Annotated in this window: 15 protein-coding genes; 6 read left to right on the top strand and 9 right to left on the bottom strand. The window is 70.8% G+C overall.

Annotation, left to right across the window (positions count from 1 at the left end):
* The first annotated feature begins 2 nt into the window (after nucleotides 1-2).
* The 3 genes from pucL (at nucleotide 3) to ACQHII_RS10350 (ending at nucleotide 3857) form a co-directional block, all read left to right on the top strand.
* Nucleotides 3-887 (top strand): factor-independent urate hydroxylase, encoded by an 885-nt coding sequence (gene pucL, locus ACQHII_RS10360; RefSeq protein WP_427919010.1) that lies wholly within the window; start codon nucleotides 3-5, stop codon nucleotides 885-887.
* Between the two features lie 10 nt (nucleotides 888-897).
* Entirely contained in the window at nucleotides 898-2277 is a 1380-nt protein-coding gene (locus ACQHII_RS10355; RefSeq protein WP_427919009.1) for an 8-oxoguanine deaminase, read from the top strand.
* A 215-nt stretch (nucleotides 2278-2492) separates the two neighbouring features.
* Nucleotides 2493-3857, top strand: coding sequence for a nucleobase:cation symporter-2 family protein (locus tag ACQHII_RS10350; RefSeq protein WP_427919008.1), 1365 nt, complete (start codon nucleotides 2493-2495; stop codon nucleotides 3855-3857).
* Here ACQHII_RS10350 and ACQHII_RS10345 read toward each other — a convergent pair.
* From ACQHII_RS10345 to ACQHII_RS10335, 3 genes are all read right to left on the bottom strand, one after another.
* Entirely contained in the window at nucleotides 3842-4660 is an 819-nt protein-coding gene (locus tag ACQHII_RS10345) for a chitosanase (RefSeq protein ID WP_427919007.1), read from the bottom strand. The genes ACQHII_RS10350 and ACQHII_RS10345 overlap by 16 nt on opposite strands.
* Nucleotides 4661-4754: 94 nt before the next feature.
* A complete protein-coding gene (locus ACQHII_RS10340) occupies nucleotides 4755-5351 on the bottom strand; it encodes an exonuclease (RefSeq protein WP_427919006.1) in 597 nt (198 codons plus the stop codon).
* 43 nt (nucleotides 5352-5394) lie between these two features.
* Nucleotides 5395-6195: a helix-turn-helix domain-containing protein gene (locus ACQHII_RS10335; RefSeq protein ID WP_427919005.1), complete on the bottom strand. Its 801-nt coding sequence runs from the start codon at nucleotides 6193-6195 to the stop codon at nucleotides 5395-5397.
* Between the two features lie 96 nt (nucleotides 6196-6291).
* Between ACQHII_RS10335 and ACQHII_RS10330 the strand changes: the two genes are divergently transcribed.
* A complete protein-coding gene (locus ACQHII_RS10330; RefSeq protein ID WP_427919004.1) occupies nucleotides 6292-7146 on the top strand; it encodes an SDR family oxidoreductase in 855 nt (284 codons plus the stop codon).
* 99 nt (nucleotides 7147-7245) lie between these two features.
* On the opposite strand, the gene ACQHII_RS10325 is transcribed toward ACQHII_RS10330, so the two are convergent.
* Nucleotides 7246-8673: an MFS transporter gene (locus ACQHII_RS10325; RefSeq protein ID WP_427919003.1), complete on the bottom strand. Its 1428-nt coding sequence runs from the start codon at nucleotides 8671-8673 to the stop codon at nucleotides 7246-7248.
* A gap of 101 nt (nucleotides 8674-8774) precedes the next feature.
* Between ACQHII_RS10325 and ACQHII_RS10320 the strand changes: the two genes are divergently transcribed.
* Complete coding sequence (locus ACQHII_RS10320) at nucleotides 8775-9164, top strand: winged helix-turn-helix transcriptional regulator (protein ID WP_427919002.1); 390 nt, start codon at nucleotides 8775-8777, stop codon at nucleotides 9162-9164.
* 18 nt (nucleotides 9165-9182) lie between these two features.
* On the opposite strand, the gene ACQHII_RS10315 is transcribed toward ACQHII_RS10320, so the two are convergent.
* The 5 genes from ACQHII_RS10315 to ACQHII_RS10295 form a co-directional block, all read right to left on the bottom strand.
* Nucleotides 9183-9605: an acyl-CoA thioesterase gene (locus ACQHII_RS10315; RefSeq protein ID WP_019071186.1), complete on the bottom strand. Its 423-nt coding sequence runs from the start codon at nucleotides 9603-9605 to the stop codon at nucleotides 9183-9185.
* A 100-nt stretch (nucleotides 9606-9705) separates the two neighbouring features.
* Nucleotides 9706-10335 carry a hypothetical protein gene (locus ACQHII_RS10310; RefSeq protein ID WP_427919001.1) on the bottom strand — a complete coding sequence of 210 codons (630 nt, stop codon included), beginning with the start codon at nucleotides 10333-10335 and terminating at the stop codon, nucleotides 9706-9708.
* Nucleotides 10336-10385: 50 nt separating this feature from the next.
* Complete coding sequence (locus ACQHII_RS10305) at nucleotides 10386-10985, bottom strand: histidine phosphatase family protein (RefSeq protein WP_427919000.1); 600 nt, start codon at nucleotides 10983-10985, stop codon at nucleotides 10386-10388.
* Nucleotides 10986-10988: 3 nt separating this feature from the next.
* Nucleotides 10989-11522, bottom strand: a complete 534-nt coding sequence (locus ACQHII_RS10300; protein ID WP_427918999.1) for an HAD domain-containing protein — start codon at nucleotides 11520-11522, stop codon at nucleotides 10989-10991.
* A 36-nt stretch (nucleotides 11523-11558) separates the two neighbouring features.
* Nucleotides 11559-12767: a pyridoxal phosphate-dependent aminotransferase gene (locus ACQHII_RS10295; RefSeq protein WP_427918998.1), complete on the bottom strand. Its 1209-nt coding sequence runs from the start codon at nucleotides 12765-12767 to the stop codon at nucleotides 11559-11561.
* Between the two features lie 88 nt (nucleotides 12768-12855).
* Between ACQHII_RS10295 and ACQHII_RS10290 the strand changes: the two genes are divergently transcribed.
* Nucleotides 12856-13485, top strand: coding sequence for a winged helix-turn-helix transcriptional regulator (locus tag ACQHII_RS10290; protein WP_427918997.1), 630 nt, complete (start codon nucleotides 12856-12858; stop codon nucleotides 13483-13485).
* Nucleotides 13486-13538 lie beyond the last annotated feature (53 nt).

Genomic DNA, 13538 nt, shown 5'->3' with positions numbered 1-13538 from the left:
CTATGCCGACCATCCTGGGTCAGAACCAGTACGGCAAGGCCGAGAACCGAGTCGTCAAGATCACGCGGGACGGCGCCACCCACCACATCAAGGACCTCAACGTCTCCGTGTCGCTGAGCGGTGACATGGACGAGGTCCACTACTCCGGCTCGAACGCCAACGTGCTGCCGACCGACACCACCAAGAACACGGTGTACGCGTTCGCCAAGGAGCACGGCATCGAGTCCGCCGAGCAGTTCGGCATCCACCTCGCCCGGCACTTCGTGACCAGCCAGGAGCCGATCAGGACAGCGCGGATCCGCATCGAGGAGTACGCCTGGGAGCGTACGACGGGGGGCCACTCCTTCGTCCGCAAGGGCCAGGAGACCCGGCTCACCCAGATCACGTACGACGGCCGGAGCTGGGAAGTCGTCTCCGGGCTCAAGGACTTGACGGTGCTCAACTCGACGGACTCCGAGTTCTGGGGCTACGTCAAGGACAAGTACACGACCCTCCCCGAGGCCTACGACCGCATCCTCGCGACCGAGGTGTCCGCGCGCTGGCGCTTCAACTGGTCCGACGACGCACAGGAGATGCCCGACTGGCAGACCTCCTACGAGCGGACGAAGCAGCACCTGCTCCAGGCCTTCGCCGAGACGTACTCGCTGTCGCTCCAGCAGACCCTGTACCAGATGGGTTCGCGGATCATCGACAACCGCGAGGAGGTGGACGAGGTCCGCTTCTCGCTCCCCAACAAGCACCATTTCCTTGTGGACCTGGCGCCGTTCGGGCTCAAGAACGACAACGAGGTGTACTTCGCCGCCGACCGGCCCTACGGCCTGATCGAGGCGACCGTTCTCAGGGACGGCCGTGAGGCGAAGATCCCGGCTGACCTCACCAACCTCTGAAGGACCCACCATGGCAGCCGCCCAGCGCATCGTCATCGAGAACTGTTCCATCGCCACCGTCGACGCCCAGGACACCGAGTACGCCACCGGTCATCTCGTCATCGCCGGCAACCGCATCGAGTCGCTCGGCGCGGGCAGCGCCCCCGAAGGGCTCACCGATGTGGTCCGGCGCATCGACGCGAGCGGTCACCTGGTGACCCCCGGCCTGGTCAACACCCACCACCACTTCTACCAGTGGATCACCAGGGGCCTGGCCACCGACCACAACCTCTTCGACTGGCTCGTCGCGCTGTACCCGACCTGGGCGCGCATCGACGAGCCGATGGTCCGCGCCGCCGCGCAGGGCTCCCTCGCGATGATGGCGCGCGGCGGGGTCACCACCGCGATGGACCACCACTACGTCTTCCCCAAGGGCTCCGGCGACCTCTCCGGCGCCATCATTGGCGCCGCCCGCGAGACGGGCGTCCGCTTCACGCTGGCCCGCGGCTCGATGGACCGCAGCGAGAAGGACGGCGGACTGCCGCCCGACTTCGCCGTCGAGACCCTGGAGGGCGCCCTCGCCGCGACCGAGGCGACGGTACGGGAGCACCACGACGCCTCCTTCGACGCGATGACCCAGGTCGCCGTGGCCCCCTGCTCACCCTTCTCCGTCTCGACCGAACTGCTGCGGCAGGGCGCCGAGTTGGCCCGCCGGCTCGGCGTACGGCTGCACACGCACGGCTCGGAGACGGTCGAGGAGGAGCAGTTCTGCAAGGAGCTGTTCGGCATGGGCCCGACCGACTACTTCGAGTCCACCGGCTGGCTCGGCGAGGACGTGTGGATGGCGCACTGCGTCCACATGAACGACTCCGACATCGCCGCCTTCGCCCGTACGAAGACCGGTGTCGCCCACTGCCCTTCGTCCAACGCGCGCCTCGCGGCCGGTATCGCCCGCGTCCCCGACATGCTCGCCGCCGGCGTCCCGGTCGGCCTCGGCGTCGACGGCACCGCGTCCAACGAGTCCGGCGAACTCCACACCGAACTGCGCAACGCGCTCCTCGTCAACCGCCTCGGCGCCCACCGCGAGGCCGCCCTCAACGCCCGCCAGGCGCTGCGCCTCGGAACCTACGGCGGTGCCCAAGTCCTGGGCCGCGCAAGCGAGATCGGCTCCCTGGAGCCGGGCAAGCTGGCCGACCTGGTGCTGTGGAACCTCGACACCCTGGCCCACGCCTCGATCGCCGACCCGGTGACCGCGCTGGTCTTCGGCGCGGCGGCCCCGGTCACCGCCTCCTTCGTGAACGGCCGTCAGATCGTCGAGTCGGGACGCCTGTTGCACGTCGACGAGGACGCCATCGCCCGCTCCACGCGGGAGGAGGCCCGGCGGCTGGCACGGATCGCCGCACAGGGCTGAGCAGTTGACGGGTCGGCGGGTCGGCCGGTCCAAGATCTCCGGTTGAGGGGGACGGCCCTCATCCGGTGGCCGTGGCCGGGGCGTGCATGCGCGCGCCCCGGAACGGCCTTACCCGTCCCTTTTGTCGGGATCCGTCCTCCGGTCCCGCACGACCGCGCACCACCTCCACAAAACCCACGTCAGAGCCGACGTGTTAGCTGACCCGGAGGAACCGAGTGACCGCTCACCCCGTCGACGAGAAACTCCCCGCACTCAAGATGGCCACCACGGGCCTGCAACACGTGGCCGCCATGTACGCGGGCGTCGTCGCCCCGCCGCTGATCGTCGGGGCGGCCGTCGGCCTCTCCGGCACCGAACTCACCTTCCTCACCGGCGCCTGCCTCTTCACCGCGGGTCTCGCCACCTTCCTCCAGACCCTCGGGATCTGGAGGATCGGCGCCCGGCTGCCCTTCGTCAACGGCGTCACCTTCGCCGGGGTCGCCCCGATGACCGCGATCGCCGCCTCCACCAAGGACAAGTCCGACGCGCTGCCCGTGATCTTCGGCGCGGTGATCGTCGCCGGCCTGCTCGGCTTCCTCGCCGCTCCCTTCTTCAGCAGGGCGGTCCGCTTCTTCCCGCCGGTCGTCACCGGCACCGTGATCACCCTCATCGGCGTGTCCCTGCTGCCGGTCGCCTTCGGCTGGGCGCAGGGGCCCAACCCCTCGGCGCACGACTACGGTTCGACGACGAACCTGGGACTCGCGGCGGCGACGCTCGTCATCGTCCTCGTGCTCCGTCGCTTCACCCGCGGCTTCGCCAGGCAAGTGGCCGTCCTGCTGGGCCTGTTGCTCGGCACGCTCCTCGCGATCCCCTTCGGAGCAACGGACTTCGGCCCGGTCACCGACGCCGACGTGATCGGCTTCCCCACCCCCTTCCACTTCGGCGCACCGCAGTTCCAGCTCGCCGCGATCGTCTCCATGTGCGTCGTGATGGTGGTCTCGATGACCGAATCCACCGCGGACATGCTGGCGTTGGGCGAGATCGTCGAACGCCCGGCGGACGAGGCGACCATCGCGGCGGGCCTGCGCGCCGACACCCTCGGCTCGGCGATCAGCCCCCTCTTCAACGGCTTCATGTGCAGCGCCTTCGCCCAGAACATCGGCCTGGTCGCCATGACCCGCATCCGCAGCCGCTACGTCGTCGCCACCGGCGGCGGCTTCCTGGTGCTGATGGGCCTGTGTCCGATGGCCGCGTCGCTCATCGCCGTCGTACCGCGCCCGGTGCTCGGCGGCGCGGGCGTCGTCCTGTTCGGCTCGGTCGCCGCGAGCGGCATCCAGACCCTGGTCAAGGCGGGCCTGGAGAAGGGCGACAACGTCCTGGTCGTGGCCGTCTCGCTGGCCGTCGGCATCATCCCGATCACGGCACCGGACTTCTACCACGCGTTCCCGGTGACCGTCAGGATCGTCCTCGACTCGGGCATCTCCACCGGCTGTGTGGCGGCGGTGGCCCTGAACCTGGTCTTCAACCACCTCGGCCGTGTCCGCGAACAGACCAGGGGTACGACCGAGGCCGTACCCCTCGCCGGTCAGCCGATCGTGTAACTGTCCCCGTACACCTTCCACTTGAGCGGTGTGTCCAGGTCGAGGTTGCCCTTCTTCAGGAACACCCGCTGGGCGGTCTCGACCCGGGTCACGTCGCTGTGCGCCGCCTCCTGCTTCATCGCCCAGACGCGGGCGTCGAGGAAGGCGTTGAGGTACGTCGTCTCGTTGCCGCCGTCGGCGGGCGTGGCCGCGTGCTTGCGGGCCCGGGCGCGGATGCCGCCGAAGCAGAGGGCGTCCGTGCCCGGGCCGTGCATCACCATCGCGTCGTAGTAGATGAACTGCCCGAGCGTGCGCACCCCGTCCTTCTTGGCACGCGCGACGGCCGGGTCGAAGTAGCCGCGGTCCCGCTCGTCGCGCTGGACCTTGCGGAACGCGGCGGACGTCCTCGCGGCCTTGCGCCAGGCGGCGGGGAAGCCAGGGGCCAGCCCCTTGTGCGAGGCGGTGCCGTTGACGGCGCGCAGCGCGGGCAGATAGCCGGCGAGGACGTTGTGCGGGACCCGCTTCGTGTACAGCTCGACGAGCGCGAGCATGTCGCTCGTACCGGAGCAGAAACCGATGATCCCGCCGGTGTAGCCGCGGCCGTCGCCGATGTCCTCGATGTACTTGTACTGCGCCTCCCAGTCCAGGGAGGAGTTCTCCGCGCTCGACACCAGCCGCATCGCGAGGTCCTTCTTCGCCGGGGCGTCGAGTCCCGTCGCACCCGAGGTCGAGGCGTCGGCGGACGGCCACTGACTCGCGATCACCGCGGTGCCGAGGGCGGCGAGCAGGGTGCGGCGGGTGGCTTTTCTTCGGAAGAACGGCACGTCGACTCCAAGGCGGGCGTGGTACACAGCAACTGTGAAAGGCAGCTGAGACTCGCCGGTCACCTTGGGAAAGCCGTGGGGTGACGTTAGGAAGTCACTGTGAATTCCCAGGCCACGCCATGAGGTTGGCGAACAGCTCGGCCTGCTCGATCGCGTCGTCGAGCGCGTGGTGGGTGTGCCGCCGCCGGGACAGCAGCCCGCGCGGCATCGTGCCCTTTGCCACGGCACGCAACGGCAGCCGGGCCTTCGTCGCGTACAGCGTCTTCATGTCGAGACAGCCGGAGTGCCCGAAGGGGCTCGCACCGGTGAAGCGGATCAGGTACCAGTACAGGAACATCCAGTCGTACGACGCCGGGTAGCCGCACATCACCGGCTGGGCGCCCACGGCGACTTCACGCACCCAGGCACTGAACTCGGCGAGAGCGGCGGCGGGTTCGGCACCCTCGCTCAGCAGCCGCTCCCGGTCGAGGCCGCTCACCGCCAGCGCCTCCGGCACGAACTCCGCGCCGATCGGCCGCAGTTCGCGGTAGAAGGTCTGCTTCTCCGGGTCCGCCGCGGTGAACCCGTCGGCGTCCTGCGTCCCGGCGACGGCCGCGCCGAGGCTCAGCATGGAGTACGGCCCCGGGATCGGACCGTCGGCCTCGATGTCGACGGAGATGTACAGACCGGGCTTGACGCGTCGTGCGGACATGGGCCGGAGCATCGCAGGTGGACGGGGTGGCCCGCACCCGAATTCAGCCGCCCCCGACCGCCCGGCACGGCATGGCCTCGGGGAGCCGGCCCGTGAAGTACGACCGGGGCGGTACCCCCATCAGGGCGCGGAAGTCGGACGTCATGTGGGACTGGTCGTAGTAGCCGGTGACGGCGGCGAGTTCGGCCCAGGAGAGTTCGGTGGCGTGGGCCACCACGGCGCGCACCCGGTTGATCCGGGCGTAGTGCTTGGGGGAGAGGCCGACGCCCTCGGCGAAGAGATTCCGCAACTGCCGCTCGCTGACGGCGAGTTCACGGGCGACGGCGGGTACCGGGCCGGGGAGGTGGCCGGTGCGGATCGACATCGCGTCGACACCGGCCCGCACCAGTTCGGCGCGTGCGGAGTCCTCTGCGGCGGTGAGGCGGTCGGGGACGACCTCCGTCAGCCGCGCCACCGCCGCATCGGGCTCCAACCCGCGCAGCTCGGCGGCCAGTTGACGGGCGACCCCGCCGGGCAGCTCGCCCAGGGGCACGGCCCGGCCGACGAGATCGACCGCCGGAACGCCCAGCAGCGGCCGTGTGGTGCCCGGCGTCAGCCGCAGCTCGGCGCAGGCCACGAGGTGTTTGGCCGCGTGATAGGTGGCCCGGACGCGCGGGCCGACGACGAGGACGCTGCGGCGGCCGTTCCCCTCGACGCGGACCACCAACTTCGTGGCCGCGTCCGGGAGATGCACGAACGGCTCCACCGGGAGGCGGTTCACGGTCAGATCGGCGATGCGCGCGATCCAGGGGCGCAGCTCCTCCGGCAGGGGCAACTCCCGTTCGGACACGTCGGCGTTGGTCACCCCTCCACGGTAAGCGCGCCACCGGCCCGCACCGGGCCCCCGAACGTGCCGGAATCTCCTAGAACCGAAGACCCCCACCCGCCCACCGTGGTTGTCATGATCCTAGTGACGGGTGCCACGGGCACCATCGGCAGCGAGGTCGTACGACAGCTCGTGGCGCGCGGCGAGAAGGTGCGCGCCCTGACCCGGGACCCCGGGAAGGCCCGGATTCCCTCGGGGGTCGAGACGGTGCGGGGCGGTCCCGCCGACCGGGCCGCCGTGGACGCGGCGCTGACCGGTGCCGAAGTCGCCTTTCTGGTGGGCGTGTTCGGCCCGGACGACGCGGAACACGACCGGGGCCTGGTCGAGGCCGCACGGGCGGCGGGCGTGCGCCGGATCGTGAAGCTCTCCGGCATCGGCACCGGCGACCCCGCCGTCGGACCGGTCGGCGGCTGGCACGTGGCCGGTGAACAGGCCGTGCGGGACAGCGGGTTGGAGTGGACGGTCCTGCGCCCCTCCGCCTTCGCCTCGAACACGCTCGGCTGGGCGGCATCCATACGGGCCGGCACTCCGCTGCCGAACACCAGCGGCACCGGCGGCCAGGGAGTGGTCGACCCGCGCGACGTGGCCGAGGTGGCGGTGGCCGCGCTGCTCGACGCGGGCCACTCGGGGCGGACGTACACACTGACCGGACCCGAGGTGCTGAGCGTGCCGGACCAGGCCGCCGTGCTGGCCGAGGTCCTGGGGCGCCCCGTGGAGGTGCGGGACCTGTCCTCGGCCGAGGCGCGTGAGTATCTGCTCGGTCTCGGCTTCAGCGACACGTTCATCGACGCCTCCGAGATCAGCAGGGAGTTCGTCCGGGGCGGCGGCAACGAGGTCGTCACCGGGGAGGTGCGGGAGGTCCTGGGCCGCCCGCCGCGCACCTACCGGGAGTGGGCCCAGGACCACAGGGCGGCGTTCGGGGAGGGGTGACGCGCGAGGGGCTGCGGGGGCGGTGTTCGAGGAGTGGTGCTTCGACCTGCTGCGGGGGCGGCGTTCGGGAAGTGGCGCTCCCGACCCGCTGCGGGGGCGTCAGTCGCGCCGCCCCCGCAGCACCCCCGCCGCCAGCACCAGCGCCCCCGCCCCGATCAACGCGGCGACCCGGAAAGCCAGTTGGTATCCCGCCGCGGTCGCCGGGATCAACTCCGCGCCCCGGGCGACCAGTCCGTCGGTCCGGCCCGCCGCCAGTGTCGACAGCACCGCGAGCCCCAGTGAACCGCCCACCACCTGCGTGGTGTTGAAGAGCCCGGAGGCCAGCCCCGCGTCCTCCTCCCGCGCACCCGACATCGCGAGCCCGGTCAGTGCGGGCATCGCGGCGGCGAACCCGGTGGCGAGCAGGAGCAGCGGCGGCAGGACGTCGGCGACGTACGAACCGTCGGCGGGCGCGCGGCTCAGCAGGGCCATGCCCGCGACGATCAGGACCAGCCCGGCCAGCAGCACCCGGTACGCGCCGAACCGGCCGATGGTCCGCGCCGACAGGCCCAGCATCAGGACGCCGATCGCGACCGGCGCCGGCAGGAACGCCGTGCCGGTTAGCAACTCGCTGAAGCCCAGGACGCGTTGCACGTACAGCGCGCCGATGAACTGGAAGCCGAACATCGTGCCGATCATCAGGATCTGCACGGCGTTCGCGCCGGTCAGCAGCCGGGAGCGGAACAGTCGCAGGCGCAGCAGCGGGCGGGCGGCCCTGGCCTGGCGGACGGTGAACGCCACGAAGAGCGCCAGGGCGAGGGCGGCCAGCAGCAGGGTGGCGGTGAGAGAGCGGGCGCCGGTGCCGACGATGACGTACACCGTGAGCATCAGCGCGCCGGTGACCAGCGCGGCGCCCGGGTAGTCGGCGCCCCTGCCGAGTCCGGCGCCCTGCTCCGGGGCCAGGACACGGACGGCGGCGAACCAGGCCACGACCCCGATCGGCAGATTGATCAGGAAGATCCAGTGCCAGTTCAGGGCCTGGGTCAGCGCCCCGCCGAGGAAGGTGCCGAGGGCTCCGCCGCCGGCGCCGACCGCGCTGAACACCGCGATGGCACGGGCCAGTTCACGCGGTTCAGGGAAGAGCGCGAAGAGCATCCCGAGGACGACCGCCGAGGCCATCGCCCCGCCGACGCCCTGCACGGCCCGGGCCGCGATCAGCATGCCCTGGCTCGTCGCGACCCCGCACAGCACGGAGGCCGCGGTGAACACGGCGAGCCCCGCCGTGAACATCCGCTTGCGGCCCACCAGATCGCCCAGCCGGCCGACGAGGAGCAGCAGTCCGCCGAACGGGATCAGGTAGGCGTTCACGACCCAGGCGAGCCCCGGCCCCGAGAACCCGAGGTCGCGCTGGATCGCCGGCATGGCGACCGTGACGATGTTGCCGTCCAGGATCGTCATCAGCGTCCCCGCGCACAGCACGACGAGGGACGCCCAGCGGGAGTACGTTCGTTCCAGCCCTCGCGGCGGTGCCTCGGACAGGGTCGACATGGCTCGTGGCCTCCATTGTTCTCCGTTGCACCCATAGGTGCACGACTTGTTACGGGGAACATCGTGAGGAACCATGGAGGCAGGCAAAAGGAGGCACTTCGATGTCCCAGGGGAACACCGGTGTTACCGCCCAGGTCGTGAACGCGCACGCCTGCCCGGTGCGCGAGGTTCTTGACAGGGTGGCCGGCAAATGGAGCGTCCAGATCCTGGTCGCGGCGGCCCACGGCCCCATCCGCTTCACCGAGTTGGAGCGCAGCATCGAGGGCATCAGCCGCCGCATGCTGACCCTCACCCTGCGCAACCTGGAGCGCGACGGACTCGTCACCCGCACCGTCTTCCCGACCGTGCCGCCCAAGGTCGAGTACCAACTCACCCCGGTGGCCCAGGAGTTGCACGAGACGCTGCTACGGCTCACGGACTGGGCGGAGCGCAACCGCGTCCACATCGCGGAGTCGCGCGCGGCCTACGACGCCGAGCACGATCCGGAGTGAGGGTGACGGCGCCCGGGCTCAGAGTCCGAACAGGCCCGGGTCCGTGGTCAACTGCTTGAAGTACTCCCGCGGTTGGGCGGTCAGCCGGCGCTCCTTCAGGTCCAGCAGTCCGCCGACCGACGCGACCTCCGCGGAGACCGTGCCGTCGGTCTTCGTGATCGTCTGGGTGACCCGGAACGTCTTGCCCTCACCCCACTCGAAGACGCAGCTCACCTCGACGTCCTCGCCCGCGCGCAGCTCCCGCAGATAGCGGATGGTCGTCTCCAGCACGACCGGCGCTATCCCCTCGGCGAGAAGCTCGGCCTGCCCCACCCCCGCGGCCTGCAACAGCTCCCAGCGGGCATGCTCCGCGTACTGCAGATACACGCTCTGATTGAGGTGCCCCAGACTGTCGGTCTCGTATCCGCGGACGGTCACCGGGACGGAAAACGGCTCGCTCACTGCGTTCCCTTCTCATGCTGACGGAACTCGTACTGACGGCACTCACGCTGACGGAACTCGTACTGACGGACGATCTGCCCCACCGATCTTGGCACGCCCCTCAGCTTCTCCGCGGTGAGGCCAGCAGATAACTCGCCCCCGTACGAGGCTCGTTGTGCTCGCTCACCTGCCAGCCCGCCCGCTCCAGCGTCTCCGCACAGGCGCGCAGCGCCGCCCCGTCCGGGTCGCGCACGGCGACGGCCTCGGGCTGCGGGGTCGCCCGCACCCGGTAGCCCTCCGTGCCCTCCCGCCCCGCCGGCCGGTGCCCCGCCGCCTCCAGGGCGAGCGCGGCGGCCTGCACCAGATGCGAGCGCTCCCAGCCGCACGGCCGCTCCACGGAGCCGTCCGGATTGGTCATCCGGCGCAGCTCCAGCAGCCCCTGCCAGGCGCTGTGCACCTCACGGGTGCGGGCCGGACCGGTGTCCGGCAGATCCTCGCCGCCGATCCGCGCGGCGAAGACCCCGGCGGTCGCGGGGGACTCCGCGACCGGTTCGGCGACCTGGGGCGGCGCCTCCCGTATGCGATGCCCCACCGGCGTCAGAAAGTGGTCGTGCGGCGGGCGCGGATGCCGGAACGCGAGCCCCCGCTTCACCAGCGCGGCGAGCTGCGCCTCCGTACCCCGCAGCCGCCCGGTGACGGGATCGGCGGTGTCGATGACACGCCGTTGCGCGGCGGTCGGCGGTCGTGTCACGGCGTGCTCCTCCCCGCCGGGGCGACGGGTGTCCGCGGCTCATTCGAAGGCTACGACGGGGGTCTGACATTCCAGGCGGCGATCACCGGCCGCCCGTGCTCCGTGCCCAACCGGCACAGCGTCCCGGTCGCCAGCTGGAACAGCGCCCCGTCCGACGGCGGCAGCCCGAGCCGCCGCGCGGTGAGGACCCGCAGGAAATGACCGTGCGCCACCAGGACGACGACGCCCTCGGTGTTGGCGAGCGCCGCGTCGACCTTGGCCAGCACGCGGTCGGCGCGCTGCCCCACCTGCTCCGGGGTCTCCCCGGGGTGGTCGGTCGGCCCGGGGGCGACCCCGTCGGTGAACAGGAACCAGCCCGGCCGGGTGCGCTGGATCTCGACGGTCGTGATCCCCTCGTAGCCGCCGTAGTCCCACTCCCGCAGATCCGGGTCGATCCGTACATCCGTCAGGCCGATCAGCTCGGCGGTCTCCCGCGCCCGCTGCAAGGGGCTGACGAACGCGGCGCCGACCCGGTGCGAGCGGATCAGCGGGACCAGGCCGCGTGCCTCCGCCCGCCCCTTCGCGGTCAGCGGGACATCGGTCCAGCCGGTGTGCCGCCCCGACCGGGACCATTCGGTCTCTCCATGCCGTACCAGGAAAAGGTCACCCATACCTCACAGGCTATGGGCCCACTGCCTCAACGTCGCGAAATCGCTCTCCCGCAGACCCCGGCGCGGGTCCACCTTGAGGAGGAGCGCCGACCCGTCATGGTGTGCTTCGACATGCCGTACGTCCAGGTCGGTGACCAGGTCGTCGACCCAGACGAAGGGGCGTCCTGCCGCCCATGTCACGACCTGCCGGGTCTTCCAGTACAGCCCCTCCGGGTCCTTCGCGAACAGGTCGGTGAACTCGATCACCGGGAGGTCGCCGGGGAGTCCGATCACCGGAGCGATCATCTCGTTGGCGTGGTGCATCCAGGTGGTGGCCCAGGCCGGCTCGTACGGCAGGGCGAGTATGCGCTCGCCGTGCCCCGGGTGCAGCCGTACCCGCAGCCCGCGCCGCAGCCGCCGGGAGCCCGCCCGCTGGCGCGCCGCCCAGTTCGGCGGCCACATCCGACGGGTGACATAGCCGCGGTGGCGCAGGAACCGGGCGCCGTACGGGTTGAGCGGGCCGTCGACATCGAGGAGCAGCAGCGGGCGGTCTGTCATGCGGAGGAGCTACCCAGGGCGGCGCGAAGGTATCTGCTACTGGCGATAGCCGCCCAGGAACCTCCCGATCCGGCCGATCGCCGCCTCCAGGTCGTCCGCGTGCGGCAGCGTGAGGATGCGGAAGTGGTCGGGGGTGGGCCAGTTGAAGCCGGTGCCCTGGACCACCTGGATCTTCTCGCGGAGCAGCAGGTCCAGGACGAACTTCTCGTCGTCGTGGATCTTGTGCACCTTGGGGTCGAGGCGGGGGAACGCGTACAGCGCGCCCTTCGGCTTCACGCACGACACCCCGGGGATCTCGTTGAGCTTCTCCCACACCACGTTCCGCTGTTCGTACAGCCGCCCGCCCGGCACGGTCAGGTCGCGGATGGACTGACGGCCGCCCAGCGCGGCCTGGATGGCGTACTGCGCGGGCGCGTTGGGGCACAGCCGCATGGAGGCCAGCATCGTCAGGCCCTCCAGGTAGTTCTTCGCGTGCTGCTTCGGGCCCGTCACCACCAGCCAGCCCGAGCGGAAGCCGGCCACCCGGTACGTCTTCGACAGCCCGCAGAAGGTGAGGACGACCAGGTCGGGGGCGAGCGCGGCGGCCGAGTGGTGCACGGCGTCGTCGTAGAGGATCTGGTCGTAGATCTCGTCGGCGAAGACCATCAGGCCGTGCCGGCGGGCGAGGTCGAGGATGCCCTCGACGATCTCCTTGGGGTAGACCGCGCCGGTGGGGTTGTTCGGGTTGATGATGACGACGGCCTTGGTGCGGTCGGTGATCTTCGCCGCCATGTCGTCCAGGTCCGGGTACCAGTCGGCCTGTTCGTCGCAGAGGTAGTGCACGGCCTTGCCGCCGGAGAGCGTCGTCACCGCCGTCCAGAGCGGGAAGTCCGGGGCGGGGATGAGGATTTCATCGCCGTCCTCCAGCAGCGCCTGTACGGCCATGGAGACCAGCTCGGAGACGCCGTTGCCGAGGAACACGTCGTCGACGTCCACCTCCAGGCCCAGGGTCTGGTAGCGCTGGGCGACCGCGCGGCGGGCCGAGAGGATGCCGCGCGAGTCCGTGTAGCCGTGCGCCCGGGGGAGCATCCGGATCATGTCCTGGAGGATCTCCTCGGGCGCCTCGAAGCCGAAGAGGGCGGGGTTGCCGGTGTTCAGGCGCAGAACGCTGTGGCCCGCCTCCTCCAGTGCGTTGGCGTGCTCGATCACCGGACCGCGGATCTCGTAACAGACCTCGCTGAGCTTGCTCGACTGCCGGAACTCCATTGCGCCCTCGCCCCATCGGCTTCGTGTGTTGCTTGGTTTTACCAAGTGTGAGCTTGGAAAGTCCAACAACATGTCTAGACTGCGTCGCATGTCACCTCGCCGAAGCTACGACCAGTACTGTTCCGCGGCCCGGGCCCTCGACCTCGTCGGCGACCGCTGGACCCTGCTGATCGTCCGCGAACTCCTCGCAGGACCGCGCCGCTACACGGACCTGCACGCCGATCTGCCGGGTGTCAGCACGGACGTACTCGCCTCACGGCTGAAGGACATGGAGAAGGACGGGCTGACGACCCGGCGACGGCTGCCGCCGCCCGGTGCCGCCTACGTCTACGAACTCACCGGACGCGGGCGGGAGTTGCTGCCCGTGCTGCAAGCCCTCGGCGCCTGGGGCGCACCCGAGCTGGGAGAGCGGCGGCCCACGGACGCGGTACGCGCACACTGGTTCGCGCTGCCGTTGCTGCGGGCGCTGGAGGGTGAGGGGCTCGTCGAAGTCCGGCTGGACGAAGGGGAGTTCCACCTGCGGGTGGGGGAGGGCGGGGAGGAGGCGGTGTACGGGGAAGGGCCCGCGCCCGTCGAGCCCGATGCCCGGCTGGTCCTCGGCGTCGAGACGTGCACGGCCGTCGCCCAGGGGGAGTTGAGCCTTGCCGAAGGGGTGCGCGCCGGACGCATCGAGGTGAGCGGCGACGGCACGCTCGCGAAGGGCCTGCGGGAGGCCTAAGAAGCGCCTCGGAACGGCAGAAGGCCCGCCAGGGGCGGGCCTTCTGATGAGTC

It is taken from the genome of Streptomyces sp. cg40 (assembly GCF_050320165.1).
In the GTDB taxonomy this organism is placed as follows: domain Bacteria; phylum Actinomycetota; class Actinomycetes; order Streptomycetales; family Streptomycetaceae; genus Streptomyces; species Streptomyces hokutonensis.
The sequence above is the reverse complement of the archived record's forward strand: the minus strand, read 5'-3'. Positions and strand labels throughout refer to the sequence as shown.

Bases quoted from the DNA above. Each gene is read 5' to 3' on its own strand.
- ACQHII_RS10330 (WP_427919004.1), top strand. From the start codon at position 6,292: ATGATCCTAGTGACGGGTGCCACGGGCACCATCGGCAGCGAGGTCGTA.
- pucL (WP_427919010.1), top strand. From the start codon at position 3: ATGCCGACCATCCTGGGTCAGAACCAGTACGGCAAGGCCGAGAACCGA.
- ACQHII_RS10340 (WP_427919006.1), bottom strand. From the start codon at position 5,351: ATGTCCGCACGACGCGTCAAGCCCGGTCTGTACATCTCCGTCGACATC.
- ACQHII_RS10355 (WP_427919009.1), top strand. From the start codon at position 898: ATGGCAGCCGCCCAGCGCATCGTCATCGAGAACTGTTCCATCGCCACC.
- ACQHII_RS10320 (WP_427919002.1), top strand. From the start codon at position 8,775: ATGTCCCAGGGGAACACCGGTGTTACCGCCCAGGTCGTGAACGCGCAC.
- ACQHII_RS10295 (WP_427918998.1), bottom strand. From the start codon at position 12,767: ATGGAGTTCCGGCAGTCGAGCAAGCTCAGCGAGGTCTGTTACGAGATC.
- ACQHII_RS10325 (WP_427919003.1), bottom strand. From the start codon at position 8,673: ATGTCGACCCTGTCCGAGGCACCGCCGCGAGGGCTGGAACGAACGTAC.
- ACQHII_RS10305 (WP_427919000.1), bottom strand. From the start codon at position 10,985: ATGGGTGACCTTTTCCTGGTACGGCATGGAGAGACCGAATGGTCCCGG.
- ACQHII_RS10290 (WP_427918997.1), top strand. From the start codon at position 12,856: ATGTCACCTCGCCGAAGCTACGACCAGTACTGTTCCGCGGCCCGGGCC.
- ACQHII_RS10300 (WP_427918999.1), bottom strand. From the start codon at position 11,522: ATGACAGACCGCCCGCTGCTGCTCCTCGATGTCGACGGCCCGCTCAAC.